This is a genomic window from Azospirillum aestuarii (assembly GCF_016632405.1).
Lineage (GTDB): Bacteria > Pseudomonadota > Alphaproteobacteria > Azospirillales > Azospirillaceae > Azospirillum > Azospirillum aestuarii.
Genome location: NZ_JAEPIV010000034.1, coordinates 1 through 25,475, shown reverse-complemented (window position 1 = coordinate 25,475; position 25,475 = coordinate 1). Strand labels below are relative to the sequence as shown.

The 25,475-nt window shown below is 67.3% G+C and carries 16 protein-coding genes; 10 read left to right on the top strand and 6 right to left on the bottom strand.

Annotation, left to right across the window (positions count from 1 at the left end; genetic code table 11):
* The first annotated feature begins 69 nt into the window (after positions 1 to 69).
* Positions 70 to 621 carry a PAS domain-containing protein gene (locus JJL56_RS29055; protein WP_200487294.1) on the top strand — a complete coding sequence of 184 codons (552 nt, stop codon included), beginning with the start codon at positions 70 to 72 and terminating at the stop codon, positions 619 to 621.
* Positions 596 to 1,903: a methyl-accepting chemotaxis protein gene (locus tag JJL56_RS29050; RefSeq protein ID WP_145625902.1), complete on the top strand. Its 1,308-nt coding sequence runs from the start codon at positions 596 to 598 to the stop codon at positions 1,901 to 1,903. The genes JJL56_RS29055 and JJL56_RS29050 overlap by 26 nt, the downstream gene beginning before the upstream one ends.
* Here JJL56_RS29050 and JJL56_RS29045 read toward each other — a convergent pair.
* Positions 1,900 to 5,517: a response regulator gene (locus tag JJL56_RS29045; protein ID WP_247891314.1), complete on the bottom strand. Its 3,618-nt coding sequence runs from the start codon at positions 5,515 to 5,517 to the stop codon at positions 1,900 to 1,902. The two genes, JJL56_RS29050 and JJL56_RS29045, sit on opposite strands and share 4 nt — an antisense overlap.
* Positions 5,518 to 5,656: 139 nt before the next feature.
* Between JJL56_RS29045 and JJL56_RS29040 the strand changes: the two genes are divergently transcribed.
* Positions 5,657 to 6,475 carry an ABC transporter substrate-binding protein gene (locus tag JJL56_RS29040; protein ID WP_145625901.1) on the top strand — a complete coding sequence of 273 codons (819 nt, stop codon included), beginning with the start codon at positions 5,657 to 5,659 and terminating at the stop codon, positions 6,473 to 6,475.
* 3 nt (positions 6,476 to 6,478) lie between these two features.
* Here the strand turns inward: JJL56_RS29040 and JJL56_RS29035 are convergent, their stop codons facing one another.
* Positions 6,479 to 8,431 (bottom strand): potassium transporter Kup, encoded by a 1,953-nt coding sequence (locus JJL56_RS29035; protein ID WP_186452925.1) that lies wholly within the window; start codon positions 8,429 to 8,431, stop codon positions 6,479 to 6,481.
* A gap of 790 nt (positions 8,432 to 9,221) precedes the next feature.
* On the opposite strand from JJL56_RS29035, the gene JJL56_RS29030 reads away from it, so the two are divergent.
* Positions 9,222 to 10,691: an ATP-binding protein gene (locus JJL56_RS29030; protein WP_247889430.1), complete on the top strand. Its 1,470-nt coding sequence runs from the start codon at positions 9,222 to 9,224 to the stop codon at positions 10,689 to 10,691.
* A 94-nt stretch (positions 10,692 to 10,785) separates the two neighbouring features.
* Here the strand turns inward: JJL56_RS29030 and JJL56_RS29025 are convergent, their stop codons facing one another.
* Positions 10,786 to 10,956 (bottom strand): hypothetical protein, encoded by a 171-nt coding sequence (locus JJL56_RS29025; protein ID WP_186452924.1) that lies wholly within the window; start codon positions 10,954 to 10,956, stop codon positions 10,786 to 10,788.
* Between the two features lie 502 nt (positions 10,957 to 11,458).
* Here JJL56_RS29025 and JJL56_RS29020 point away from each other — a divergent pair.
* On the top strand, positions 11,459 to 12,154 hold the full coding sequence (locus tag JJL56_RS29020) for a LuxR C-terminal-related transcriptional regulator (RefSeq protein ID WP_014240789.1): 696 nt from the start codon (positions 11,459 to 11,461) through the stop codon (positions 12,152 to 12,154).
* Positions 12,155 to 12,379: 225 nt separating this feature from the next.
* Here JJL56_RS29020 and JJL56_RS29015 read toward each other — a convergent pair whose 3' ends face one another.
* Entirely contained in the window at positions 12,380 to 13,123 is a 744-nt protein-coding gene (locus tag JJL56_RS29015) for a response regulator transcription factor (RefSeq protein WP_237903525.1), read from the bottom strand.
* Positions 13,124 to 13,900: 777 nt separating this feature from the next.
* Here JJL56_RS29015 and JJL56_RS29010 point away from each other — a divergent pair.
* From JJL56_RS29010 to der, 5 genes are all read left to right on the top strand, one after another.
* Positions 13,901 to 14,548, top strand: coding sequence for a response regulator transcription factor (locus tag JJL56_RS29010; protein ID WP_145625900.1), 648 nt, complete (start codon positions 13,901 to 13,903; stop codon positions 14,546 to 14,548).
* 199 nt (positions 14,549 to 14,747) lie between these two features.
* A complete protein-coding gene (locus JJL56_RS29005) occupies positions 14,748 to 15,302 on the top strand; it encodes a thioredoxin family protein (RefSeq protein WP_200487292.1) in 555 nt (184 codons plus the stop codon).
* A gap of 171 nt (positions 15,303 to 15,473) precedes the next feature.
* Positions 15,474 to 16,118, top strand: coding sequence for a tetratricopeptide repeat protein (locus JJL56_RS29000; protein ID WP_145625898.1), 645 nt, complete (start codon positions 15,474 to 15,476; stop codon positions 16,116 to 16,118).
* Positions 16,118 to 17,500 carry an outer membrane protein assembly factor BamB family protein gene (locus JJL56_RS28995; protein ID WP_247890763.1) on the top strand — a complete coding sequence of 461 codons (1,383 nt, stop codon included), beginning with the start codon at positions 16,118 to 16,120 and terminating at the stop codon, positions 17,498 to 17,500. The genes JJL56_RS29000 and JJL56_RS28995 overlap by 1 nt, the downstream gene beginning before the upstream one ends.
* A gap of 36 nt (positions 17,501 to 17,536) precedes the next feature.
* Positions 17,537 to 18,940: a ribosome biogenesis GTPase Der gene (gene der / locus JJL56_RS28990; RefSeq protein WP_200487290.1), complete on the top strand. Its 1,404-nt coding sequence runs from the start codon at positions 17,537 to 17,539 to the stop codon at positions 18,938 to 18,940.
* A 62-nt stretch (positions 18,941 to 19,002) separates the two neighbouring features.
* Here the strand turns inward: der and JJL56_RS28985 are convergent, their stop codons facing one another.
* On the bottom strand, positions 19,003 to 20,637 hold the full coding sequence (locus JJL56_RS28985; RefSeq protein ID WP_200487288.1) for a fumarate hydratase: 1,635 nt from the start codon (positions 20,635 to 20,637) through the stop codon (positions 19,003 to 19,005).
* Between the two features lie 238 nt (positions 20,638 to 20,875).
* Positions 20,876 to 24,859 (bottom strand): Pls/PosA family non-ribosomal peptide synthetase, encoded by a 3,984-nt coding sequence (locus JJL56_RS28980; RefSeq protein WP_200487287.1) that lies wholly within the window; start codon positions 24,857 to 24,859, stop codon positions 20,876 to 20,878.
* Positions 24,860 to 25,475 lie beyond the last annotated feature (616 nt).

The following is a 25,475-nucleotide window of genomic DNA, read 5'->3' as shown; positions in this document are numbered from 1 at the left end:
ACCAACGGTTGGGTTGGTGACCTGTTTGTCGGGTGATTGCGTTCACCGGCGTTTGAAAGGCGGACGGTCATGGCGGTCGGCACGGGCGGCACACACGGTACCCTGACCGGGCGGGAGCGGACCTTTCACCGCGATGAGATCATCGTCTCGAAAACGGATCTCAAGGGCCGCATCACCTACGCCAACGATGTGTTCCTGCGCATCAGCGGCTACAGCGAAGCGGAGTTGCTGGGGCAACCGCACAACATCGTCCGCCATCCCGACATGCCCCGCTGCGTCTACAAACTGCTGTGGAGCCGCATCGAATCCGGAAGCGAAATCTTCGCCTATGTGATCAACCGGGCGAAGGACGGCGACCATTACTGGGTGTTCGCCCATGTCACGCCGGTGTTCGGCAATCCGGACAGCGGAAACGGGCAGACCATCACCGGCTACCATTCGAGCCGGCGGGTGCCGGCGCCCCCTGCGGTGGAGGCGGCGGCGGGTCTTTACGCCGCGCTGCGGGCGGAAGAGGCGCGGCACGCCGACCGGAACGCGGCCATGGCGGCCTCCGGTGCCATGCTGGAAAAACTCCTGCGCGACAAGGGCACGAGCTATGACGAGTTTGTCTTCAGTCTCTAAATCGCTCGCCGCCGCCGCTTCGGCCGCCCTGCTGTCGGGGGCACAGGCGATGTACGGTCTTGCCACCGGCGACGCCGTCGCCGCCGTGCTGGGCCTGCTGGCGGTCCTTCCCTGTCTTGCCGCGATCCGCTGGCTGGTGCTCACCAACCGGACCATCCGGAAGGCCAGCACGGTCATCGCCGCGGCCGAGAAGGGTGACCTTCAACCACGCATCCTGAACATCCACGGCGCCAGCCCGATCGCGGACATGCTGCGGACCATCAACCGCCTGCTCGACCGCGTCGAGTCGTTCGGCAAGGAGGCCAACGCCGCCATGCAGCACGCGGCGGAGGGGCAGTATTACCGGCGCATCGTGATGACCGGCATGGTCGGGGAGTTCGGCGCCTACGCCCGCCAGATCAACGACGGTTTGGCGGCCATGGACGGCAAAAGCCGCGAGTTCGTGGAGAGCGCCACCCGCATCGGCGCCAACATCAAGGAGGTGGCGCAGAGCCTGTCGGCCAGCGCCGCCCAGCTCGAAGCGTCCTCCACCGCCATGACGGCGACCGCCGCCACGGCCAGCGAGCAGTCCTTCTCCGCAGCCTCGGCGGCCGAGCAGGTGTCCTCGAACGTGGACGGCGTGGCCGCGGCGACCGGCGAGGTGTCGGGCGCCATCGGCGAGGTGGCGCAGGGTGTCTCCCGCACCGCCGATCTCGCCCGCAGCTCGGTTGAGAAGGTGCGGGAGGCGGACGCCACCATCCGCTCCCTGCTGGCCGCCTCCGAGCAGATCGGCGCGGTCGTGCAACTCATCAACGACATCGCCAGCCAGACCAACCTGCTGGCGCTGAACGCCACGATCGAGGCGGCGCGGGCCGGCGAGGCCGGGAAGGGATTCGCCGTGGTGGCGACCGAAGTGAAGAACCTCGCCAACCAGACCGCCAAGGCGACGGAGGACATCTCCGCCCAGATCGCCCAGGTCCAATCGGTGACACGCGACACGGCGGCGGTGATCCAGAATGTCGGCGGCATGATCCACGACATCGACGAGATCGCCGTGGGCATCGCTGGTGCCGCCGAACAGCAGAGCGCGGCCATCGACGAGATCAGCCGTTCCATCCGCGAGGCGTCGGCTGGCGTGCGCACCGTGGCCGACGCGGTGACCAGCGTGTCTTCCGGCGCGCAGGATGCCAGCGCCGCCGCCAGCCAAGTCCTGTCCTCCGCCGGTGAGCTGGCGCGCCGCGCCGTGACCTTGAACGGCGACATCGACAATTTTGTCGCGCGCGTCTGCGGCGGGCAGCGTTAAGGATCGGCGAGGGCAGCCCCGCCGCGGTGTGAGGGTGGGGCCGGGCGTGCCTGCTTGTCCCCGGACGCGTCCATCGGCGGCCCCGACATCGGCTGACCCGACATCTCCAGCCCGACCCGCACGTTGTCCGGTGGGGTGCAGGCCCGCTCGGCGTCCTTGAGGGCGGCTTCCAGGGCCTGGATGCGATCCCTCCTGATGCCGGCGGCATCCCTGCGGCGGGCCGCCGCCACCAGTCCCCCGGCCAGTGCGGAGGCCTGCGCGAAGCCGACATTGCCCGCGGAGCCCTTGAGGATGTGGGCCTCGCGTTCCACGATCGGGAAATCGCCGTCCTGAGCGCCACGGCGCAACCGGTCGAGATGGCCCGGCGCTTCGCGAAGGAACGTGTCCATCAACAGGCCGAAGCCCTCGTCGCCAAGCGCGTCGCGCAAGTCCTCGCGTTTGGCGTGGTCGATGCGCGGCGGCGGAATTTCGGTCTGTAGCGACGGCTCCAGCCGGTTGGAGCCGCTTCCTTGCGGGAGACCGCTCCATCGCGCGACCGTCCGCAAGAGCTGGTCCGCCGTGATGGGCTTGGGCAGGTAATCATCCATCCCCGCCGCCAGACAGGTGGCCTGATCCCCCTCCATGGCGTTGGCGGTCATGGCGACGACGGGAACGCGGGCGGCGGACCCGCCCATCCGGCGGATCGCCCGGGTCGCCGCCAGACCATCCATCTCCGGCATCTGCACGTCCATCAGGACAAGGTCGTAGGGCAGGGCGGCGACGGCGTTGACCGCCTCCAGCCCGTTCGACACGGAATCGACGGCATGGCCGGCCCGGCGCAGCAAGGCCAGCGTCACCTGAAGGTTCACCGGATTATCCTCCGCCACCAGGATGCGGCGGCGGGCCGTGCCGGTCGGGGGGGCGCCGGGCGGTATCGGCGCGTCCGAGGTCCTGCTCGAAGGAGATGTCAAAGGTGATCCCGGTGGAGAAGAGGTGCCAGGCTTGCCGGCCGGAGCTGCATCCGGATGCGAAACTCGGGGTGCCTGCGTGGCGAACAGGCGTGACACCACGGTGTGGAGCGCCGTGGAACGGACGGGTTTGACGATCCGTATGTCGATGCCGGCAGCGTCCTCCGCCATCTCGCCCATTCGATGGGAGGTGGCCAGAGCCAGCGGCAGGTCGGCCAGTGCCGGTACGGCACGGATGCGGGCGGCCAACTCCGGCCCGGTCAGGCCCGGCATGCAATGATCGAGAATGGCGGCGTCGAACGGACGGCCCGAGGCGCGCGCCGCCAGAAGCCGGTGAAGGGCGTCCTCTCCGGTTGCGGCGGATTCGGTTTCCAGGCCCATCGCGGCGAGCTGACGGGCGAGCAGGTCGCGGTTCACCGCCAGATCGTCGACCAGTAGAATGCGCCTCCCAGCCCAACTTCCCGGCATCTGCGGTGCGGATGCGGCGTCCGTCGGTGTGCCGCGCCACAACGGAATGACGACCCAGAAGACGCTGCCCTCCCTGGGCGTGCTGTCTACGCCGATCCGCCCGCCCATCAACTCCGCGAGGCGTTTGCAAATGGCGAGGCCAAGCCCCGTCCCGCCGTGGCGCCGCGCCGAGGACCCGTCCACCTGACTGAACATCGTGAAGAGACGCCTGTGGTCCGCCGCGGCGATGCCGATGCCGGTGTCCCTCACCTCGAAACGGATGGTCACCGGCGTCTCGTGCGGGGCCAGAGCCGCGGATTCATCCGGCTCCGGTCCATCGTCCGCCCCGGTGGCAAGGTCATTCTCTTCCACCGACAGCACGATGGTCACGCTGCCCTGGTCGGTGAACTTGACCGCGTTGCCGGCAAGGTTGATGAGGATCTGGCGCAGCCGTCCGGGATCGCCGCGCAGCGGACCGTGCAGGGCCGGAGGGACGTAGCTGGCCAGTTCCAGCCCCTTGGCGGCGGCGCGCGGGGCCAGCAGCTCCACCACGCTTTCCACCAGCGGCACGGCTTCGAAGTCCGACACCTCCAGGGCGAGGCGCCCGGCGTCGATCTTGGAGAAGTCCAGGATGTCGTTGATGATGGTCAGCAGCGATTCCGCGGAGTCGCGAATGGTGTCGGCGTAGCCGCGCTGCTCCTCGTTCAGGTGGGTTTCCTGGAGAAGCCCGGCCATGCCGATCACGCCGTTCATGGGCGTCCGGATCTCGTGGCTCATGGTCGCCAGGAATTCCATCTTGCTGCGCTGCCCGGCCTCGGCCTTCTCCTTGGCTTCGGTCAGAGCCCGCTCGACCCGCTTGCGCTCCGACAGATCGCGGAAGAAGGCGGCGAAGAGGATGCCCTGCTGAGTCTCCACCTCGGCCAGGGAGAGGTCGAGGGGGAACACTTCGCCATCCATCCGCAGCCCGTTCACCTCCCGCGTGTAGTTCGGGCCGATCCGTCGGGCGCCTGCGGCAATGGCCTCCATGACGCGGCTGTGGGTCGGGCGGTGGTGCGACTCCATCAACTCCCGCACATGACGCCCGATCAGGTCGCCGGGCGGGTAGCCGAAGATGCGGTGGGCCGCGGTGTTCGCGGTTTCGATCACGCCATCCGACCGCGCCGTCAGAATGCCCTCGGCGGCGGTTTCCAGGAGCGTGTTGAAACGGGCGTTGCCGTCTTCGAGCTGGGCATCCTTGCGGCGCAGCAGGATCAGCGCGGTGGTGAAGAGGAGGATGACCACGCCGGCGGCCAGCGCGACCCCGGCAACCTCCAACTGGTTGGTCCACCAGCCCGCCAGTTCCTCGTCCTCGCTGCGGCTGATCGCCAGAACCAGCGGCCAGAGCGGCGTGGCGCGATAGGCGGTGATGCGCTTCTGCCCGTCCTGGGAGGTTTCGTGGAAAACACCACCCTCGGACATGGGAAGATGGACGCGGAACAACTCCGCCCCGGCCATCGGCGTGCCGATGCCGTCCGTCCCGTCTTGCGGAAGTTGGGTCAGGAGCAGTCCATCCCGGCGGTAGAGCGACGCCGTGCCGTGCAGCCCGTTGCGCACCGCACGGAAGACGCCTTGCAGATACTCGGAATTGACCGAGGCGACGGCGACGCCCAGCAGCGCCCCATCCGCTCCCCGGATCGCCCGGCTCATCGGCAGGACCCACTTGCCGGACCGGTCGTCCGCAGCCCCGGTCGGCGCCAGGAACCGCCCGCGCAACGGGGCGCCGATATAGAGGCCCTGGCTATGTCCGGACAATTGGGTGCGAAACAGATCCAACTCAGCGAAGGAGGAGCCGAGCAGACGAGGGTCCTCGGTGGTTGCCACCAGAACGCCCCGGCGGTCGAGCACCGAAAGGCCGCGGAGGTGCGGTGAACGGCGCAGCCGTTCCTGAAGCAGCGGAGACGGCGCTCCTTCCTGGCCTCCCGTCGGCTGGCCGCGCAGCAGATTGCCGACGCCCCCCTCCTCGCCCACCGAGGCCAGCGCGATGTCCACCGCCTGGACCGTGCGGCTGACGGAGGATTCAAGGGCGCTCGCCAGATCGTCGATGTTCTCCGCCGCATTCCTCAGCGCCAGGGCGCGGTCGGCGTGGACGTCGTAGGCGACCTCGAACACAAGGGCCATCACCGACAAGAAGGCCAACGCGAGAAGGGCGCCCCGATGCTGGAACAGGGCAAGCTTGGCCATCACGCGTGGCTCCGTGCGGTGCGGTGGTATCGCTCGAATCTTAACAGCGGTCAGGCGAATCGCAAGCATGCGCTGTGCTTCCCAGGAGCGCGGTGCTATCCTGCCGCGGTTCTGGGAGCGGTTTTGAGGGTGCGAGGCCGTGCGGCGTCTTTTCATCGCACTGACAGCGTTGGCGCTTCACGCGGCGCTCCAGTCGGTGTTCGTGGTGTCCGGGACGTCGCCGGTCCGGGCGGAAGGCCGGCTTGACCGGGTGCAGCGCACCGGGCTGTTGCGTGTGTGCATCTGGCCGGACTATTACGCCATCTCGTTCCGCAGCCCTTACAGCGGGGAACTCCAGGGCCTGGACATCGACATGGCGCGGGCCTTCGCCCACGATCTGGGCGCACGGGTGAGCTTCGTGGAAAGCGGCTTCCCGAACTTCGTCGCCGATCTGCGGAGCGACCGGTGCGACATCGGCATGTTCGGCATCGGCGTCACCGCCGTCCGCGCCGAAAAGGTCGCCTTCAGCCAGCCCTACCTGCGCAGCGGCATCTACGCTGTTTCCTCCCAGACGCACCCGCGTATCCTGCGGTGGGACGATCTGGACCAGGACGGCATGGTGGTGGCGGTTCAGAAGGGCACCGTTATGGACGACTACGCCAGCCGAGCCTTCCGCAAGGCCAGCGTCCGCATCGTGTCGGGACCTCTGGAGCGGGAAGAGGAGGTCGAGTCCGGACGCGCCGACGCCTTTCTCACCGATTTCCCCTATGGACAGCGGATGCTCGCCTTTCACCAATGGGCGCACCTGATCGCCCCGGAAAGCCCGGTCCAGACCACGCCCTACGCCTACGCCGTGGCGCCGGGGGACCCGCTGTGGCTCGACCGGGTCAATCGGTTCGTCGACGCGGTCAAGCGCGACGGGCGGCTGGAGGCCGCCGCCGCCCGATTCCGCCTGACCCCCATCGTGGCGCGGGATTGACGGTCAGATCTCGACCTGCGTGCCCAGCTCCACCACGCGGCCCGGCGGAATGCAGAAGAACTCGGTCGCCGACAGGGCCGTCTTCGACAGCAGGATGAAGGCCGGCTCGCGCCAGCCCGGCAGGCCGGTGGATCGGGACGGGATCAGCGTCTCGCGGCCCAGGAAGAACGACGTCTCCATCATGTCCAGATGCAGGCCGAAGCGGCGGCACCGCTCCAGGGCGCGGGGAATGTGCGGCTGCTCCAGATAGCCGAAACGCAGGACCACGCGAAAGAAGCCCTTGCCCAGCTTCTCCACCAGGACGGCGCGGTCCGGGGTGACGCGGGGCACCTCCTCCGTGATGACGGTCATGACGACCACCCGCTCGTGCAGCACCCGGTTGTGCTTGATGTTGTGCAGGAGGGCGTGGGGGACGACGTCGGGGTTGCCGGTCATGAAGATGGCCGTCCCGGCGACGCGCTGCGGCGACTGCGGCGAGACGCGCTGCAGGAACAGGTCCATCGGCAGGGCGTCGGCGTAGAGCCGCTCGGCCAGGATGCGGCGGCCCCGGCGCCATGTGGTCATCAGCGTGTAGACCGCCGCCGCGATCACGAGCGGGAACCAGCCGCCGTCCGGCACCTTCAGCAGGGTCGCCCCGAACAGCGCCAGATCGATCACCAACAGGATGGAGAAGGCTGCGACGACCAGCAGGGGATTCCAGCGCCACAATCGCCAGGCAACCACCGCGGCCAGGATCGTGTCGATGGCCATGGCCCCCGTCACCGACACGCCGTAGGCGGCGGCCAGATTGCTGCTGGACCCGAAGCCGATCACCAGGATCACCACGCCGACCAACAGCAGCCAGTTGTTGCGCGGGATGTAGACCTGGCCGACCTCATGTTCGGACGTGTGGCGGATTTCGCGCCGCGGCAGATAGCCGAGCTGGACGGCCTGCCGGGTCAGCGAAAAGGCGCCGGAGATCACCGCCTGGCTGGCGATGACCGTGGCCGCGGTGGACAGTAGGACCAGGGGCAACTGTGCCCAATCCGGCGCCAGGTGGAAGAAGGGGTTCTCCAGCGTTTCCGGTTCGTGCAGCAGCATGGCGCCCTGCCCGAAGTAGTTCATCAGCAGCGCCGGCAGGACGAGGTAGAGCCAGGCGATGCGGATCGGCGCCCGCCCGAAATGGCCCATGTCGGCGTAAAGCGCCTCGGCCCCGGTGACCGCCAGAACCACGGCGCCCAGCGTCAGGAAGGCCACCCAGCCGTGGTCGACGAAGAGCGCCGCGCCGTAGAGCGGGTTGAAGGCGCGCAGCACGTCCGGCCAGTGCAGAACCTGCATCAGGCCCAGCACAGCCAGCGTGGCGAACCAAACCCCCATGATCGGGCCGAAGAAGATGCCGACCCGGCCGGTTCCCTGCCGTTGGAACAGGAACAGCAGGGTCAACACCGCCAGCGTGATCGGGACGATGTAGGGGGACAGGGCCGGAGTGACGACCTTCAGCCCCTCCACCGCGCTCAGCACCGAGATGGCCGGGGTGATCAGGCTGTCGCCGTAGAACAGCGCCATGCCCAGGATCGCCAGCGCCATGATGGCGCGGTTGCCCGCTTTGGAACGGAGCCCGCGGTGGGCCAGCGTGCCCAGAGCCAGGACGCCGCCTTCTCCCTTGTTGTCCGCCCGCATGACGAGCAGGACGTATTTGAGCGTCACGACGATGATGAGCGCCCAGGTCGCCAGCGACAGGATGCCGAGGATGGTCGGCTCGTCGAGCGGCAGGCCGGTGTGGGTGAAGGACTCCCGCATGGTGTAGAGCGGGCTGGTGCCGATGTCGCCGTAAACCACGCCCAACGCTCCCAGGACGAGGGCGGGCATGCGGTTGGCTTGAGGGGAGTGGCCCGGGGGGGTGGAGCTGGGAGCGGCGTTGGGGGCCGGAGCGGAGCCGTTCGGTCCGTCGCCGGTGTGCTGGTTGGCGCTGTCCATGATGGTCCGTTCGTTCGGATCGCGGTCCGGTGTCGGGGGTTCCTCCTTGCGGGCGGAACGCTTCGGCCGCGAACCTTCTCCTTACATCAACCGCTCATCACAAGACCATATGGTTCCGGTGGTGCGGGGCCGCCAGCAACAACGTGGAGACCGGCGGGCTTCCTCGCGCCCGGCTTCACGGCCAAGATCCCCGGGCAGAACAAACAGGGGGGTGGCCTCTTGATGTTCTTGTTTCGTTCTGATACGTTCCTCCCATCAGAACCGCGGACGAGCGTCGACACCGCCCGGTGTGGCGCCGCCAACCGATGAAGGAGGACTGCCATGTCGATCCTGGTTTTCCTGCGCGAGCTTGCCGGACTGACGGCCCTGTTCGGCACCCTGTTCGTCTGGACTCTGTTGGGCCACGCCGCCGGCTTTTGAAGCGCCACCCCTTCCGAAAGGAGTCGCCATAAGGGTTGGGCCTCCTCTGGATGATCATCCGAAATCCCAGGCAACCCTTGGCGACGCATCGCTTACATCCGGAATGCGCTCACCGCAGCGGCCGGGCACCTCCAGCTAAGCCGGGGCTAGCCGGGCCGGGGCGGGAGACGCGACGATCAGGCCACCGGTCGCGGCCGGCTGGTGACGACAACGCGGAATTCTGGGATCGGGACGGATGCGAAACTTCTTTCGGAAGCGGCGGGCGACCGCCGATGCGGATGACCGGATGTCCATGGGCGGCGGCATCACGGGTGGTGGAGCGGCCGGACCGGGCGCCACCCCGGGCAATGCGGCTCACGGTCATCCCGCGATGCAATCCCAGAGCCCGCTCGCGGGCCGCCCGGCGCCGCATCTGCGGCCGGTCGGCGGTCCCGAGGGCGGCGGTTCTGGTGGCGGCGGTCTTGGTGGGGGGCTTGGCGAGACGATGCGCGGCCCGTCCGGGTTGCGGCACGATCCGCTGAACAGCCCGCTCGGCGGCGGACTGGGCGGCGGATTGGGCGCCCAGCGCGGCCAGACGTCCGCCGACACGGAACTGCCACGCTTCACGATGACCGTGAACGGCGGGCTGCGCGGGCCGGGAGCGGTCGGCGCACCGGCCATGCTGAAGGGACTCACCCCCGAGTTGAACGGTCTGCTGCGCGAGGCCTTCACGCCGACGCGGCCCAAGCAGCAGTTGAACTCGCTGTTCATCGGCCGCACCGACACGCTGAAGCGCATCATCTCCGCCATCGAGGAGGAGCGGGCGCACGTCATCCTGTTTGGCGACCGGGGCCGCGGCAAGACCTCCGTCGCCAATGGCATCGAGAAGATCGCCAGCCAGGCCGGCTACCTCTCGCTGAAGCTGACCTGCAGCGCGGAGCTGAGTTTCGAAGACATCTTCCGCCATTTCCTGAAGAAAATTCCCTCCACCTATTACCGGTCGGGGATGGACAACCCCTTCGCCTCGCGCCGCAGCTTCACCAGCTTCAACGAGCTTTTGCCCGAGGGCGGATTCAGCGTGACGGAGCTGAACGAGGTCCTGGCCGGCATCCACGCCACGCATGTGCTGCTGATCCTCGACGAGTACGACCGCGTCACCGACGAGGACTTCCGCAACAAGCTGGCCGAGCTGTTCAAGAACCTGACCGACAGCTCGATCCCGGTGACGCTTCTGGTGGTCGGCGTGGCGGAGAACCTCGATCAGCTTCTGGGCAAGCATCCGTCGATCCAGCGTTCGCTGGTGCCGGTGCATTTGCCGCTGATGACCGATATGGAAATCGGGCGCCTCATCACCGCGGGGGCGGAGAACGCCGGAATCGCCTTCGCGCCGGAAGCCGTGGACCGCGTCTGCGAGTTCGTCCGCGGCCTGCCTTACTACGCCCAGCTTCTTGGCCTGCACGCCGCCCGCAGTGCCGTCAGCCGCGGTTCGACGGTGGTGGAGCGGGACGACCTCGCCTACGCCGTCACCCGTTGTCTTCAGGAGGCGGAACGCGGCATCGTCGACTCCTACGCCCGCGCGCTGGCCGCCGAACGCCGCGCCGAACTGGAGGATGTGCTGCTGGCCTGCGCCCTGTGCCCGGCGGATGCATACGGAACCTTCGATCCGAAGGAACTGGCCGGACCGGGCGGCGCTCCGCCGACCAAGGAAGCGCTCGGCATTCTGGAGCGGCTCTGCCGTGAAGAGTATGGCGGCGTTCTGGCTCCGGTGGTCGAGCCGGGCTGGACCCGCTACCGCTTCCGCAACCAGATGATGCGCCAGTATGTGCTGATGCGGCAGGCCCACGAGCGCGGCCAGATCTGACCGTCCATCCACGGCAGGCCGGTCCGGGAAGGCCCCTTTCCGCCGTCAGGCGGGGAGGGGCCTTCTTGCGTTCCGGCATCCGGTTCCTCGGCGGTCAACGCGAATCGAGCAGCATCGCCAGGAGAACCGTGCCTGCGACCAGCCCGCACAGGGCGACCACGATGGCAAGGCTGCGCAGGAACTGGCGCATCTCCCCCTGTTTCCAGGCGCTTCGGGCCAGAAGCAGCAGGTAGCCGGCCGCCGCCGCGCCGATCATCGTCCACATCGAACCATGCACCGCATCTGTCGAGAACGCTCCCTCCGCATGGTGTTATGACCTACGGTGAGTGGGCGGCGGCGATCATAGGACGCGCACGGCAAGGGGCGGATGCGCTTCTTCGGCATGAGTGCCTCCTGCCCGTTTGGGGTCGGGAACTTTTGGCAACCCACATGAACCCGGAATCACCCTCGCGCATCCAAAGCGTGCGACCGCCTGCAATAAGGTGGTAGAAAATCTGAAAAGTATCCGTTCGATTGGGGAGGATGAATACTTTAAAAGAGATGCGGTAATCCATGATTAAAAGTAGCTTTGCGCATATGCCTAATGCGTTCTTCTTTTAATCCCACAGAGTGGTACCGTATTGCACGACACAGGGGTAAGGTCATCCAAAATATCGGCACGTCAATGCCATCGGTGGGGCACGGGTGGGGAAACCTCGGGTGATTGGTAACCTACAAGATTGCCCAGGGAGTCAGAGCAATTTTCCAAAAATCGCGGGAGCTGACCAATGGAACCAGTGCGTGCTTTTCTGATCGACTCCAATAAGCTGTTCCGCGAAGGCCTGAAAAGGCTTCTCGACGATTCACCCTTTCAGATCGCCGCCGAGGCGGGGAACCTGCGCGAGGCGTTGAACTCCGTCGAGAACGGCCTGCGGCCGCAACTCATCCTGCTCGACCTGGTGAACGGGGGCGAGGAGGAGGCTGACGGCATGCGTCGGTTGCGCGCCCAGCTTCCCGATGCGCGCATGGTCATTTTGACAAGTGACCTGTGCACCCGCCGCCTCGCCAACGCGCTGGAGGCCGGAGCGGACGGCTATCTGATGAAGGACCTGTCGTCCGATGCGCTGGCTCAGTCCCTGCGCCTCGTGATGATGGGCGAGAAGGTGTTTCCCACCCATCTCGCCGCCCTTCTGATCTCCGGGCGGGTGAACGGGAACGGCACCGATATGCCGGTGTCGCGCAAAGGCCTGTCCCAGCGGGAGGTGCAGATCCTGCGCTGCCTGTTGAACGGCGACAGCAACAAGATGATCGCCAACCACCTGAACATCACCGAGGCGACGGTGAAGGTTCACCTGAAGAGCCTGCTGCGCAAGATCAACGCCTCCAACCGCACCCAGGCGGCGATCTGGGCATTGAACAACGGCATCGGCGGAGAGCTGGCCGGCGCTGCCGGCGCTGTGACCGCGGCGGCAGTCCACCAGTAACCGCACTCCCGCGGTCGTCCCCACCGGTGCAGACGCCGGACCGGCCAGCCATACCCGTTCGGGGTGGCTGGCGGGTCCGGCGTTTGCGCGCGGGACACAGGGACGGGGCGGCTTGTGTCCGGGCGGAAGGCACCGATCAGACGGAACATTGCGCAGGCAGAAAATATCCCGGCACGGTGGCCGGGATTCTTTCGGTTGATCGTGGGAAGCGCGTCCGACAAAGCGTCAGGACGTGCCGGTCCGTTGGGCCGGGGCCGCGTGCATATGCGGCGGCACCATGCCTTCCCGGGCGGACTGCAACGCGCCCTGCTGTCGCGCGGCGAAGACGCCGGCTTCCGTTCTGTTGCGGAAGTGCAGCTTGGACAGGACGCTGCGCACCATCGACTTGATCACCGCCTCCGACAGATCGAGCTGGTTGGCGATCGTCCGGTTGTTCAGTCCCTGGCCAAGCAGGCGCAGGGTTTCGAACTCCGGTTCCGACAGCCGCGGCAGCAGGGTCAGCCGAATCTCATCGACGCCCAACCGGGACAGAAACTGCTTGGGCATCAGACAATGCCCCTCCAGCCCCAGGTCCAGCAGTTCGTTGATGCGGTCCACGTTGATGTCCTCGAACACCCACGCATCGGCGAAGGCCAGGATGTGTGCGGCGTCCAGCAATTCCCGCGACGACAGCACCACGACGATCCGCGACCGGCGTGACAGCCGCAGATACACCATCGGTTCGTTCTCGCGCAGCGCGGTGAACTGCTGAAGGCCGATCAGGATCGCATCGGGCGTCAGCGTGCTCTGCGTCAGTTCCGATATGTCGTGGAAGACGGTCACACGATGGCGACCGGCCCGGTCGAGCGCCTGCACCACGGTGTCGGTCAGGGAATTGTTGTCGAGAATCAGGCAGACGTGCATGGGGGTCACCGCGTTGCGGGTCGAGTGCGATGCTTTCTCTTGGGCGTACTCATGGTTCATTTGCATGGGTCAGCTCTGTTTGGAGGAGGCATCCACGGCAGGCCCTTGTCGGGCATTATCGCCGCCTGTGTTTTAGGCTTGTCTCGTGCTCTCTATCTGTCGGCGCTCTGTGTCTTCGCTTAAGTGACTTCGTTTAAAGACTGCATCGAATTTCAGGCATATATCCATCAAACCTGGAAAAAAACTTGACACTGTGATAAACAGTTTATAAATTAGGCGTGTAACACGTAAATCAAACGATAGACGATCACTCAAGATCGTCAAGCGCATCTGAATGGTGACCTGATCACTCCAAGCGATAACTCTTTTGTGACAGGCTGCACTGAAAGGCCAGTACAGGTACGTGCCACAAGGTGGCGCATTCGCGCAGAAAAAGGACTGGCCATCCGCAGAACGTGTTGCGCCGATGGGATAGGTTTTCACGCATTTCGATCATCATGGTCGATCCTTTGCGCGCGCCGGCTGCTGTCGGGGCGGATGTCGTGAGTTCCGTATTCTGAACAACCAAACATGGAAAAAATTGCGCCGCCCCTTTCTTTCGGGCAAAGGAATAGACAGGAAGTCATAGTTCCTGCTTTGTTCAGTCGGCCTTCGCCGTATCGGAGGGCCTTGCCAAGCCGCAAATGACCTATGGCCCTTGTCCGGATATTGGCCCTCTTCCGAATGTGGTAGCAGTTCTTCAAGCCACGGGGCGAAAGGGTAGTTGGATCGCCAAGGGGGTGGCCCGGTCAGTCCGGAAGGGCTGATCCGAAGCAACGGGAAAAAACGAAGGCGGACGGGGCCATGAAAATTCTGATCGGTGACGACCATCTCCTTTTTCGTGAAGGCCTGCGCCGTCTTCTGGAGCAGCTTCACGGGGACGCGATTTTTGTCGAGGCGGGCACGTTCGACGAGGTCCTTCAGCAATGCCGTGTGGGCGGCGGGTTCGACGTGGTGCTGATGGATCTGCACATGCCGAACTGGCCGGGCTTCGACGGCTTGCGCGAGGTGCAGAGCCTCCAGCCGGGCGTTCCGGTGGTGGTGATCTCCGCGTCCGAGGCGCTGGGCGACATCCGCGGCGCGCTCGACCACGGGGCCACCGGCTACATCCCGAAGTCCAGCAGCGTCAAGGTGATGATGGGCGCGCTGAACCTCGTCTTCTCCGGCGGCATCTACGTGCCCCCCGGCGCGCTCACCGCCGCGACGGCGGCCTCCGACGCCGCGCCGCGCCGCGGTCGCCTGGATGGCGCTGACCGCAGCGCCTATGGCCTGACCCAGCGCCAGCGGGAAGTGTTGGATTGCCTGCGGGCGGGCAAGTCGAACAAGCAGATCGCCTACGAACTCGGCCTGTCCGAGGGCACGGTGAAGATCCATGTCACGGCGATCTTCAAGTCGCTGGGCGTCAAGAACCGCACCCAGGCGGTGATCGCCGCCGCCGCCATGGCCTCTTAAGGGGGCTGGTCCGGAGGTTGCGGGGCAGGGCGGGAAACAAGGAAAACCGGGTTGGAGACCGACAGGGCCGCGAGCAGGCACGAACAAGGTGCCGCCGCGGCCTTTTCGATTCCGGCTTTCGCCTCACCTCATATACTCACGCCCGACCCTGCGCCGCGCCAGCGGCGTGCCAGTGGGCCCACGAGGAGGAAAGACAGCGATGGCGGCGGAAACCCCGGTGTGCGACTTCGGCCGGAAGGCGGAGGATTTCAGCCTGAAGGGAATCGATGGAAAGACCTACAGCCTGGCCGACGTCCAGGGGCCGAGCGGCACGCTGGTCATGTTCATCTGCAATCACTGCCCCTACGTGAAGGCGGTGATCGGGCGAATCGTCGAGGAGGTCGACGCGCTGCGGGCCCACGGCATCGGCGCCGTCGCCATCATGTCCAACGACACCGACGCCTATCCCGACGACGGCTTCGACAACATGAAGCGCTTCGCGGCGGAGCACGGCTTCACCTTCCCCTATCTGCTCGATGAGACGCAGGAGGTGGCGCGGGCCTACGGCGCGGTCTGCACGCCCGACTTCTTCGGCTTCAACGCCGACCTCTGCCTGCAGTATCGCGGGCGGCTGGACGCCTCCAAGCGCGAGCCGATCCCCGACGCCCCGCGCGAGCTGTTCCACGCAATGGTCCGCATCGCCCAGACGGGGCAGGGGCCGACCGATCAGATCGCCAGCATGGGCTGCTCGATCAAATGGCGGAATCCGGCCTGATTCCGCCCAAAGCGCGGCCTTAATACCCGGATGGGCGCCGTTGCGCCTTGACCGCGTGCGGCGCCCAATGCTATCCGGCCCTTTGAACCATCAGAACCGCCCGCCGCAACCGCGCGCGGGCGCAATCCCCGCTGTAACGGTTTTCGTGCCGTAGGATGCCGCTGTAGAGCCATGAGCGATATTTTCCGCGAAGTCGACGAGGATCTGCGCCGCGACCGCATGGAGCGTGTGTTCAAGCGCTACGGCGGCATCATGCTGGCGGCCGCGCTGGCGGTCGTCGCCGCGACGGGCGGCACGGTCGCCTGGCGCAACTGGCAGCAGTCGCAGAAGGAGAGCGGAACGACGGCCCTGGCCGCCGCCCTCTCCCAGGCCGCCCAGGGGCCGGACAAGGGCGTCGAGGCCCTGGCCGCCTTCGCCGCCAAGTCCGACCCCGGCATGGCCGCGCTGGCCCAGCTGAACGCCGCCGCCCTGCTGGCCCGCGAGGGTAAGACGGCGGAGGCCGTGGCCGTCTACGACACGCTGTCCAACAACGCCGGCGCCGCTCCGGTCTACCGCGAGCTGGCGGCCCTGCTGTCGGTGATGCACCAGCTCGAGTCCGGCGATCCGGCCCAGCTCCAGGCGCGGCTCCAGCCTCTGACGGCGGACGCCAACCCCTGGCGCTTCTCCGCCCGCGAGATGAGCGCCGTGCTCGCCGCCCGCGCCGGGGACAAGGAGCGCGCGCGCACCCTGTTCCAGCAATTGGCCGACGACTCGCAGGCTCCGGCCGGCGTCCGGTCGCGCGCCGCCGATCTCGCCACCCTCTACGGCAAGAGCTGATGACCCGCATTCCCATGGCCGCCCCGACCGCGCACCCCACCGCGAAGCGCCGCTCCCTGCGCACCGCCCTGCTCTCCGCCCCGCTGCTGGCCGTGCTGCTCAGCGGCTGCGACACCGTCAGCGGGTGGTTCGGCAAGACCCCCGATCCGCCCCTGCCGGGTGAGCGGGTGTCCGTCCTGACCCGCGAGCGCAAGGTCGAGGTCGACCAGCGGCTGGTCGGCACGCCGGTCGTCCTGCCGCCTGCCGTGGCCAACCCGGCCTGGGCGCAGCCCGGCGGCACGCCGGAACACGCTGGCGGCAACCTCGCTCTGTCGGCCACGCCTGCCGAGGCATGGCGCGGCGACGTCGGCACGGGGGCCAGCAGCTCCCGCTCGCTTCTGGCGACGCCGGTCATCGCCGACGGACGCATCTTCGCCATGGACGCCGACTCGCATGTCGCCGCCCTGGACGAGCGCACCGGGCGCCAGCTCTGGCGCATCGACACCAAGCCGGAGAAGGAGCGCGGCGGCGCCAGCGGCGGCGGCGTCGCCTACGCCGACGGGCGCGTCTTCGCGGCCACCGGCTTCGGCGAGGTGGTCGCGCTCGATCCCGCCAATGGCTCGATCATCTGGCGCAAGCGCGTTCCGGGTCCGGTGCGCGGCGCTCCGGCGGTCGAGGGCGGGCGCGTCCTCGTCCTGACGCTGGACAACCAGCTGTCGGCCCTGTCGGCCTCCGACGGCGCCGTCCAGTGGTCGCATCAGGGCATCCTGGAGACGGCGGGCCTGCTGGGCGCCGTCAGCCCGGCGGCCTCGCCGACCCTGATCGTAGCCCCTTACTCCTCCGGCGAGCTGTATGGCCTGCGTCCGGAGAATGGGCGCGTGGCGTGGCAGGAGAGCCTGGCGGCCATCCGCCGCAGCGGCGCCCTGAGCAGCCTTGCCGACATCCGCGGCCTGCCGGTGATCGACCGCGGCATCGTCTACGCGATCGGCCATTCCGGCCGCATGATCGCCATCGACGAGCGCATCGGCATCCGCCTGTGGGAGGCCGAGATCGGCGGCACCCAGACCCCCTGGCTCGCCGGCGACCACATCTTCGTGATCACCAACGATTCGGAGCTGGTCGCCCTGACCCGTCAGGCCGGGCACGCCCGCTGGGTCACGCAGCTCGCGCCGTTCACCGATCCGGAGGACAAGAAGGGGCCGATCACCTGGTCGGGTCCGGTCCTGGCCGGTGGCAAGCTCTACGTCACCGGGTCGAACGGCCAGATGCTCGCCCTGTCGCCCAGCGACGGGCAGGTGCTGACCCGCTATTCGCTGCCGGCCTCCACCTATTTGCCTCCGGTCGTGGCGAACAACACCCTATATGTCCTGGGCGAGAACGGTACGCTGGTGGCGTACCGCTGATCGCCACCCTTGGTTCTTTATAAGGCCCCCGGCCCGATGTCCTTCACCGTCGCTCTCGTCGGTCGGCCGAATGTCGGCAAATCGACTCTGTTCAACCGTTTGGCCGGCAAGAAGCTGGCGCTGGTCGACGACACGCCCGGCGTGACGCGCGACTGGCGCTCGGCCCCCGCCCGTGTGGGCGGGCTGTCCTTCACCGTGGTCGACACCGCGGGCCTGGAGGACGTCACCGACGACAGCCTGGAGGCGCGCATGCGCCGCCAGACCGAACGCGCCCTGGAACGCGCCGACGTGGCGCTGTTCATCGTCGACGCCCGCACCGGCATCACGCCGCTGGACCGCCATTTCGCGGCCCTGCTGCGCAAGAGCAAGACCCCCGTCATCCTCGTCGCCAACAAGGCGGAAGGCAAGGTGGGGATGACTGGCCTCTACGAGGCCTTCGAGCTTGGCCTGGGCGACCCCCTCGCGCTGTCGGCGGAGCATGGCGAGGGTATGGCCGATCTGGTCCAGGCCCTGCTGCCCTACGCCCCGCCGGAGCCGGAGGCGGCCGAGAAGGCTTCGGCCCCCGTCAAAGGCGAGGGGGAAGAGGAACTACCCGTCGGCGACCAGCCGGAAACCGACGAGGAGCGTGCCCGCCCGATCCAGATCGCCATCGTCGGGCGGCCGAACGTTGGCAAGTCCACCCTGCTGAACGCCCTGATCGGCGAGGAGCGTGTGCTGACCGGCCCCGAGGCCGGGATGACTCGCGACGCCATCAGCGTCGATTGGGAATGGCGGGGCCGCAAGTTCCGTCTGGTCGACACCGCCGGCATGCGCCGGCGCGCCCGCGTCGATGCGAAGGTGGAGAAGCTGGCCGTCGCCGACGCTCTGCGCGTCGTCCGCATGGCGCAGGTCGTCCTCCTCGTGGTCGATGCCAACCAGATTCTCGACAAGCAGGACCTGACCATCGCCCGCACCGTGGTGGAGGAGGGGCGCGCCCTGGTCATCGCCCTGAACAAGTGGGACGCCGTGGACGACCGCGCCATGGCCCTGCGTCAGGTCGAGGACAAGCTGCAGGCCGCTCTGGCCCAGATCAAGGGCGTGGAGGTGGTGACCATCTCCGCCCTGCAGGGCAAGAAGCTGGACACGCTGCTGGATTCGATCCTGTCGACCTATGGGCAGTGGAACCGTCGCATCCCGACCGCCCAGCTCAACCGCTGGATCGAGGGCGTGCTGGATCACCACCCGCCACCTCTGGTCGAGGGCCGGCGCGTGAAGATCCGCTACGCCACGCAGGTGAAGGCGCGCCCGCCGACGGTGGCGCTGTTCGTGAACAAGCCGCTCGATCTGCCGGAAAGCTACCAGCGTTACCTGATCGCCCATCTGCGCGAGACGTTCGACCTGCCGGGCGTGCCGGTGCGGCTGCTGCTGCGCAAGCAGAAGAACCCCTACGCGGATGATTGAGCCGTTGCGCTCCCCGTCTTCCTCCCCGCTGGGCGGGGAAGGGAAGCGGGGAGCGCCACCGGTTACGCCAGCTTCAATTCCTTGAAGAAGTCGTTGCCCTTGTCATCGACGATGATGAAGGCCGGGAAGTCCTCGACCTCGATGCGCCAGATGGCTTCCATGCCGAGTTCCGGATACTCGACGCATTCCACCTTCTTGATGCAGTCCTGAGCCAGACGGGCCGCGGCGCCGCCGATGGAGCCCAGATAGAAACCGCCGTGCTTCTGACAGGCCGCGGTCACTTCCGGGCTGCGGTTGCCCTTGGCCAGCATGACCATCGAACCGCCCGCCGCCTGGAACTGCTCGACGAAGCTGTCCATGCGCCCGGCGGTCGTCGGACCGAAGGAGCCCGAGGCGTAGCCTTCCGGCGTCTTGGCCGGACCGGCGTAATAGATGGGGTGGTTCTTGAAATAGTCGGGCAGCGGCTCGCCGGCGTCCAGCCGCGCGCGCAGCTTGGAGTGGGCGAGGTCGCGGGCGACGATCAGCGGGCCGGTCAGCGACAGGCGCGTGCGGATCGGATACTGCTTCAGCGTGGCGAGAATCTCGCTCATCGGCTGGTTGAGGTCGATCTTCACCACCTCGCCGGCCAGATCGCCGTCGGTGATCTCCGGCAGATACTTGGCCGGATCGGTCTCCAGCTGCTCCAGGAAGATGCCGTCCCTGGTGATCTTGCCCACGGCCTGACGGTCCGCCGAGCAGGACACGCCGATGCCGATCGGCATGGAGGCGCCGTGACGCGGCAGTCGGATGACGCGGACGTCGTGGCAGAAGTACTTGCCGCCGAACTGGGCGCCGATGCCCATGGTCTGGGTCAGAGTGTGCACTTCCGCTTCCATGGCGAGATCGCGGAAGGCGTGTGCGTCCTCACCGCCCTCGGTCGGCAGATTGTCGAGGTAGCGGGCGGAGGCCAGCTTGACCGTCTTCAGATTCTGCTCCGCCGACAGGCCGCCGATGACGATGGCGAGGTGGTAGGGCGGGCAGGCCGAGGTGCCGAGATAGCGGATCTTGTCCTCAAGGAACTTCAGCAGCCGGTCCGGCGCCAGCACCGACGGGGTGGCCTGATGCAGGAAAGTCTTGTTGGCCGACCCGCCGCCCTTGGCCATGAACAGGAACTTGTAGGCGTCCTCACCCTCCGCGTAGATCTCGACCTGGCCCGGCAGGTTGTTGCGGGTGTTCTTCTCCTCGTACATGGAGATCGGGGCGAGTTGGCTGTAACGCAGGTTGCGCTTCAGGTAGGCGTCGCGGGCGCCTTCCGACAGGGCGGCCTCGTCGCCGCCCTTGGTGAAGACGCGGCGGCCCTTCTTGCCCATGATGATGGCGGTGCCGGTGTCCTGGCACATCGGCAGGGTGCCGGCGGCGGCGATGTTGGCGTTCTTCAGCAGGTCCAGCGCCACGAACTTGTCGTTCGGCGAGGCTTCCGGATCGTCGAGGATCGCGCGGATCTGGCTGAGATGGCCGGGGCGCAGCAGGTGGTTGATGTCCTTGAAGGCCTCCTCGGCCAGCAGGCGCAGGCCCTCCGGCTCGACCTTCAGGACCTGTTCGCCGTCGAACTCGACGACCGAGACATAATCCGAGGTCAGCTTGCGGTAGGTCGTGTCGTCCTTGGCCAGCGGAAACAGCGTCGAGGCGCCGCGGGCGGGGCTGATGTCGTCGGGCATTCGGGGGGCTTCCTTCCTGTTCTTGGGTCACAGGCCCCAATGCGGCGCGCGGGAGCGCGCAAAAGGGCCAGGGCCACGCTCGCGCACCGTTATACACCCCTTCGCCCGGCGCACAACGGGAACGGAACGCCCTGCGGCGATAAGGAAAGGGCCTTGCCCAGGCCTTGAAACGATGCGGCCCGGACCCACCGCCGAAGCGCTGAATGCCGGGCCACAACAGTCCAACACCGATAAGAGCTTACGCGGCGCTCTTGAACTGAGCCGTCAACTCGGGCTGGCCTTCGGTCACCGGCTCCGCCGGGGCGCCGGCCCATTCGGTGTGGGCCGGGATCTCCTCGCCCTTCATGACCAGGGTCAGCGGGCCGAGATGAGCGTAATCGCCGACGCTGGTGTCGTACAGCACGGTGGACCCGGCGCCGATGGTGACGCCGCGGCCGACCTTCACGCAGCCGACCTTCATCACGCGGTCCTCGTACAGGTGTGTCTGGAGCGCCGACAGGGCGTTCACCGCGCTGTGGTCGCCGACCGACACGCAGTCGAACTCCGTGATGTCGGTGGTGTCCATGAAGACGCCCTCGCCGAACCTGGTGCCGAACAGGCGCAGCACCCAGGGCAGCATCGGCGTGCCGCGCAGATGGTCGAGCAGCACCTTGCCGGCCAGACCCCAGTAGAGCACCGCCACCGCTTCCGTCTTCATGGCCCACCAGGACCACATTGGCTTCACGGTCGGCGTGTAGCGGCCCATCAACAGCCACTTCACCAGAATGACCACCGCCACCATCGCCACCGGGATGGCGACGCTGACCGCCAGGAACTGCGCCAGGAAGACGCCGTAGCGCTGCTCCAGGATGGCCGGGGCGAACAGCTCCACCGCCAGTGTGCCGAAGGTGATGAACAGCATCGTCGGCATCGACAGGCTGAAGGCCTCGAACACCGCGCGGCCCAGACGGCGGGCCTTGGACGGCTCATAGGTCCAGTTGGCGCCGACCCCGTCGAAGCGCTGGCGCACCGGCAGCTTGATCGGCGGGCTGCCGAACCACGTCTCCCCGGCGGACATCGCCTCGTTGGCGGGCGGCTTCGACTTGATGCCAATCAGCGAGCCGGTGGGGATGCTCGCCCCCGCCGGAACCACCGCGTCGTTGCCGACGAACACGCGCGCCTCGGTCTTCACCGGCTTCAGGAACATCCAGCCGCGGCGGATGTCCTCGTCGCCCAGCACCACCTCGTCGGCGATGAAGCACTTCTCGCCAATCTCGACGAGGTCGTAGCGCCCGGCGAGGTTGGTGGAGATCTCCGCGTCCTTGCCGATCTTGGCGCCCATCAGCCGGTACCACGCCCGCATGTAGACCGTGGCGTAGAGCGAGCTGAGCGTGTCCAGCATCACCTCGGTGGACAGCGCCACCATCCATTTGCGCAGGTAGAATCCGCTGTGCACCGAGTAGGTGCCGGCCTCGACGCGCGGCAGGACGATCCAGCGCACGGCGGCGATCATGCAGACGGTCACCGCGACCAGCGCCATGGCCGTCGGCCAGGCGATCAGCGGCAGATAATAGAGATAGCCGACGCCGAAGACGGACCCGAGGACTCCCTCCAGATTGTCGAACAGGTAGAAGGCCGGGAAGATCGGCATCAGCGAGATCGGCGGCAGGGCGAGCAGCATCGCCGTGTAGAAGGCGGCGTTCAGCCCGCGGCGCAGCCGTCCGGCGGTCGCCGGGGTGGGCAGTTCCGCCCGGTCGACGCTGCCGAAGCGGCGGGCGGGTGAGCCGTTCCAGCACTCATAGGCGCCGGTGCGGGCGCCGGCGGGCAGGGCGGTCAGGTCGGCCAACTCCGTGCCGTGACCGACCACCGCGTCCATGCCGATGACGCAGGACGTGCCGACATAGGCGTCGGCGCCGATCTCCACCGCGCCGATGACCAGCTCGTTCCCGATCACCTCGGCGTTCGCCAGCTTCACCTTGCCGCCGATCGAGGCGCCGGCGCCGATGGTGACGAGGTCGATGGCCCCGGACTCGAACTCGCCGATCAGCGCCTCGTCGCCCACCTTGGCGCCGAGCGCGCGCAGGAGAACCCGCATGACCGGCGAACCCTGGAACCACTTCAGATGGACGAGGCTGATGAAGCGCTGCGCCAGCCACCAGCGGTAATAATAGGCGCCCCACAGCGGGTAGCGTCCGGGCTTCGTGCGCCCGATGACCAGCCACTTGGCCGCGACGGCGATCACCACCGTGGCCGCGTTGATGACCATGTAGACGCCGAGCAACGTGACGATTTCCTGGAGGAAATTGGCATCCTCGCCCGACAGCAGCATGTAGCTGACGAAGACGCCGAGCCACTGCGCCGTCATCAGCGCCAGGATGAAGGGCAGGGCCGCCGCCTGCGCCGCGCCGCAGAGGAAGCGGCGGAGCAGGGGAGGCGGCGCGAAGGAACGGTCTTTGCGCTCCGCCCCGCCGCCGTTGCCGCCGCGCGGCGCGCGCGCGTCCAGCCGTTCGGCCATGGCGCGCAGGCTGCGGGCGCTGTAGACGTCCTGCAGGGTCAGCCCGTCGAGATGGCGGGTCTCCCGCACCGCCGACACGAACCGCGCGGCGAGCAGCGAGTGCCCGCCCAGATCCATGAAGAAGTCGGCCTCCAGCGGCACCGCCTGACTGGGAAAGACGCGCTTGGCGGCCTCCAGCAGGGCGGCCTCCGTCGGAGTCTGCGGCTCGTCCTGTTCGCCGGGGCCGGCGTCGTCGGTCAGCGGCGCGGCCTGCAGCGCCTTGCGGTCGGCCTTGCCGGAGGTCAGGCGGGGCAGGCGGTCCTTCACCTCGAAATGCGACGGCACCATGTAGCTCGGCAACTGGGCGCGCAGTTGGTCGCGCAGCGCCGTCTTGTCCAGCGTGGCGCCGGCTTGTGGCACTAGGAAGGCGACCAGCCGGTCCAGCCCGTTGTCGTTGCGCAGAATGACGGTGGCCTGGCTCACGCCGGCCATGTCGGTCAGCTTCGCCTCGATCTCGCCCAGCTCCAGCCGGAAGCCGCGGATCTTCACCTGGTCGTCGATGCGGCCGTGGAACAGCAGGTTGCCGTTCGGATCGACGCTCACCGCGTCGCCGGAGCGGTAGAGCAGCGGGTCGTTGCCGTGGATGGCAAAGCTGTTGCGGATGAACTTCTCGGCGGTCAGGTCCGGACGCCCCAGATAGCCCTGCGCCACCCCCGGCCCGCCGATCAGCAGCTCGCCCTGGGTGCCGGGGGCGACCAGCGCCATCGCCTCGTCCACCACATAGCAGCTGTAGTTCGGAATCGGCCGGCCGATGGTGACCGGCTCGTCCGGGTGGACCTCGGCCACGGTGGCGACGACGGTCGCCTCGGTCGGGCCATAGCTGTTGAAGATCGTCCGCCCCGGACGGCACCAGCGCGCCGCCACCGCGGGCGGGCAGGCCTCGCCGCCCAGGATGACGACGCGCAGGCTTGGCACGTCCTTAGGCAGCATGGCGAGCAGGGTCGGGACGGTGTCCAGCACCGTGATCCCGGCGTCGTTCAGCACGTCGGCCAGCCGGTCCGCTTCGTCCAGCACCTGTCGGCTCGCCACCCAGAGGGTCGCGCCGACCAGATACGGCACGAAGATCTCTTCCAGCGACAGGTCGAAGGCCACCGACGCGCCCTGGAAGGCGATATCCTCGCCGGTGATGCCGTACAGGCTGTTGGCGGCGCGCAGATAATGGCAGATGTTGGCGTGGCTGATGACAATGCCCTTGGGCTTGCCGGTCGAGCCCGAGGTGTAGATCGCGTAGGCCGGATGATCGCGGGTGACGCCGTCCGCGCGCAGGTCGGGCGCACGCTCGTCCTCCGACGCCAAGTCCTCAAGCCGTAAAGCCGGCACCGCAAGCCCCACCGCCTTCGACGCGGTCACGGCGTCCACCAGGACGGCGGGCGCGGAGCAGTCGGCCAAGCTGACCGCCACGCGTTCCGCTGGCGCGTCGGTGTCGAAAGGCAGATAGGCCGCACCGGCCTTCAGAATACCGAGCAGCGCCACATGCAGATCGAGCGACCGCGTCATCCACAAGCCGACAAAGCTCCCCGGACCATAGCCCCGCGCGCGCAACGCGTTGGCGACACGGTTCGCCCGACCCTCCAGTTCCCCGTAGCTGACGCGGCGCCCATCGAACAGGATGGCGGTCCGCTCCGGCATGGCCCGCGCGGTGTCGGCGAAGATGTCGGGCAGCAATTCGTCCCGAATCATTTCCGGCATTGTGCTGCCCCGCAGCACGCCGGAAACAGGGAGAGAGAGAAGGGAAGAGGAGGAAGCATCGTTCGAAGACTCGGACGAACGATGGTCGGCGCCCGAGGCTTCAACCAAGGTCGGCGTGCGAAGCAATATCACGCTTGTCAGCCTTTATAAATATGGTTCAGCGCAATCGCGGCGGTCGGACCCGTGTCTGATGGTCCCGGCGGTCGGCTGACGGCGAGTTTCTACCGTTGTGCAACCTTGCCGGATTTTGGTTAACGAACCATTGATTATTGCCACGTCCAAGCTGAAGATCCCTTCAGCCGTTGGTCCGACTATGAGGCCCCCTGCGCGCCGCGACCAATGAAAAGGGTGTCATGTGCGTTTGGGAAGGAGCGGGAAAAAAACGCCGATGGTCGAAAAAAGTGCTTGCCACCCCTGGGGCACCACGCATATAAAGCGCCTCCCGACGCGGTGGCCGCCAACGAGGCGCTGACGGGTCGGGAACACAGAGACATTCTGGCCCTGGCGGCCCACTCCTTAAAGGGAATGGGCTCGGGGCATTGCGGTTCTCCCGGAGCCGCGGGATCTTGGATATCGTTGATACCGTGTTGTGAGAAGGGATGCGCAGGCGGCGGTT

What these genes read in the sequence shown, in the direction of transcription:
- der (WP_200487290.1), top strand. Translation starts at nt 17,537, where the DNA reads ATGTCCTTCACCGTCGCTCTCGTCGGTCGGCCGAATGTCGGCAAATCG.
- JJL56_RS29020 (WP_014240789.1), top strand. Translation starts at nt 11,459, where the DNA reads ATGGAACCAGTGCGTGCTTTTCTGATCGACTCCAATAAGCTGTTCCGC.
- JJL56_RS28985 (WP_200487288.1), bottom strand. Translation starts at nt 20,637, where the DNA reads ATGCCCGACGACATCAGCCCCGCCCGCGGCGCCTCGACGCTGTTTCCG.
- JJL56_RS29030 (WP_247889430.1), top strand. Translation starts at nt 9,222, where the DNA reads ATGCAATCCCAGAGCCCGCTCGCGGGCCGCCCGGCGCCGCATCTGCGG.
- JJL56_RS29050 (WP_145625902.1), top strand. Translation starts at nt 596, where the DNA reads ATGACGAGTTTGTCTTCAGTCTCTAAATCGCTCGCCGCCGCCGCTTCG.
- JJL56_RS29000 (WP_145625898.1), top strand. Translation starts at nt 15,474, where the DNA reads ATGAGCGATATTTTCCGCGAAGTCGACGAGGATCTGCGCCGCGACCGC.
- JJL56_RS29025 (WP_186452924.1), bottom strand. Translation starts at nt 10,956, where the DNA reads ATGTGGACGATGATCGGCGCGGCGGCGGCCGGCTACCTGCTGCTTCTG.
- JJL56_RS28980 (WP_200487287.1), bottom strand. Translation starts at nt 24,859, where the DNA reads ATGCCGGAAATGATTCGGGACGAATTGCTGCCCGACATCTTCGCCGAC.
- JJL56_RS29005 (WP_200487292.1), top strand. Translation starts at nt 14,748, where the DNA reads ATGGCGGCGGAAACCCCGGTGTGCGACTTCGGCCGGAAGGCGGAGGAT.
- JJL56_RS29035 (WP_186452925.1), bottom strand. Translation starts at nt 8,431, where the DNA reads ATGGACAGCGCCAACCAGCACACCGGCGACGGACCGAACGGCTCCGCT.
- JJL56_RS29045 (WP_247891314.1), bottom strand. Translation starts at nt 5,517, where the DNA reads ATGGCCAAGCTTGCCCTGTTCCAGCATCGGGGCGCCCTTCTCGCGTTG.
- JJL56_RS29010 (WP_145625900.1), top strand. Translation starts at nt 13,901, where the DNA reads ATGAAAATTCTGATCGGTGACGACCATCTCCTTTTTCGTGAAGGCCTG.
- JJL56_RS29055 (WP_200487294.1), top strand. Translation starts at nt 70, where the DNA reads ATGGCGGTCGGCACGGGCGGCACACACGGTACCCTGACCGGGCGGGAG.
- JJL56_RS28995 (WP_247890763.1), top strand. Translation starts at nt 16,118, where the DNA reads ATGACCCGCATTCCCATGGCCGCCCCGACCGCGCACCCCACCGCGAAG.
- JJL56_RS29015 (WP_237903525.1), bottom strand. Translation starts at nt 13,123, where the DNA reads ATGCAAATGAACCATGAGTACGCCCAAGAGAAAGCATCGCACTCGACC.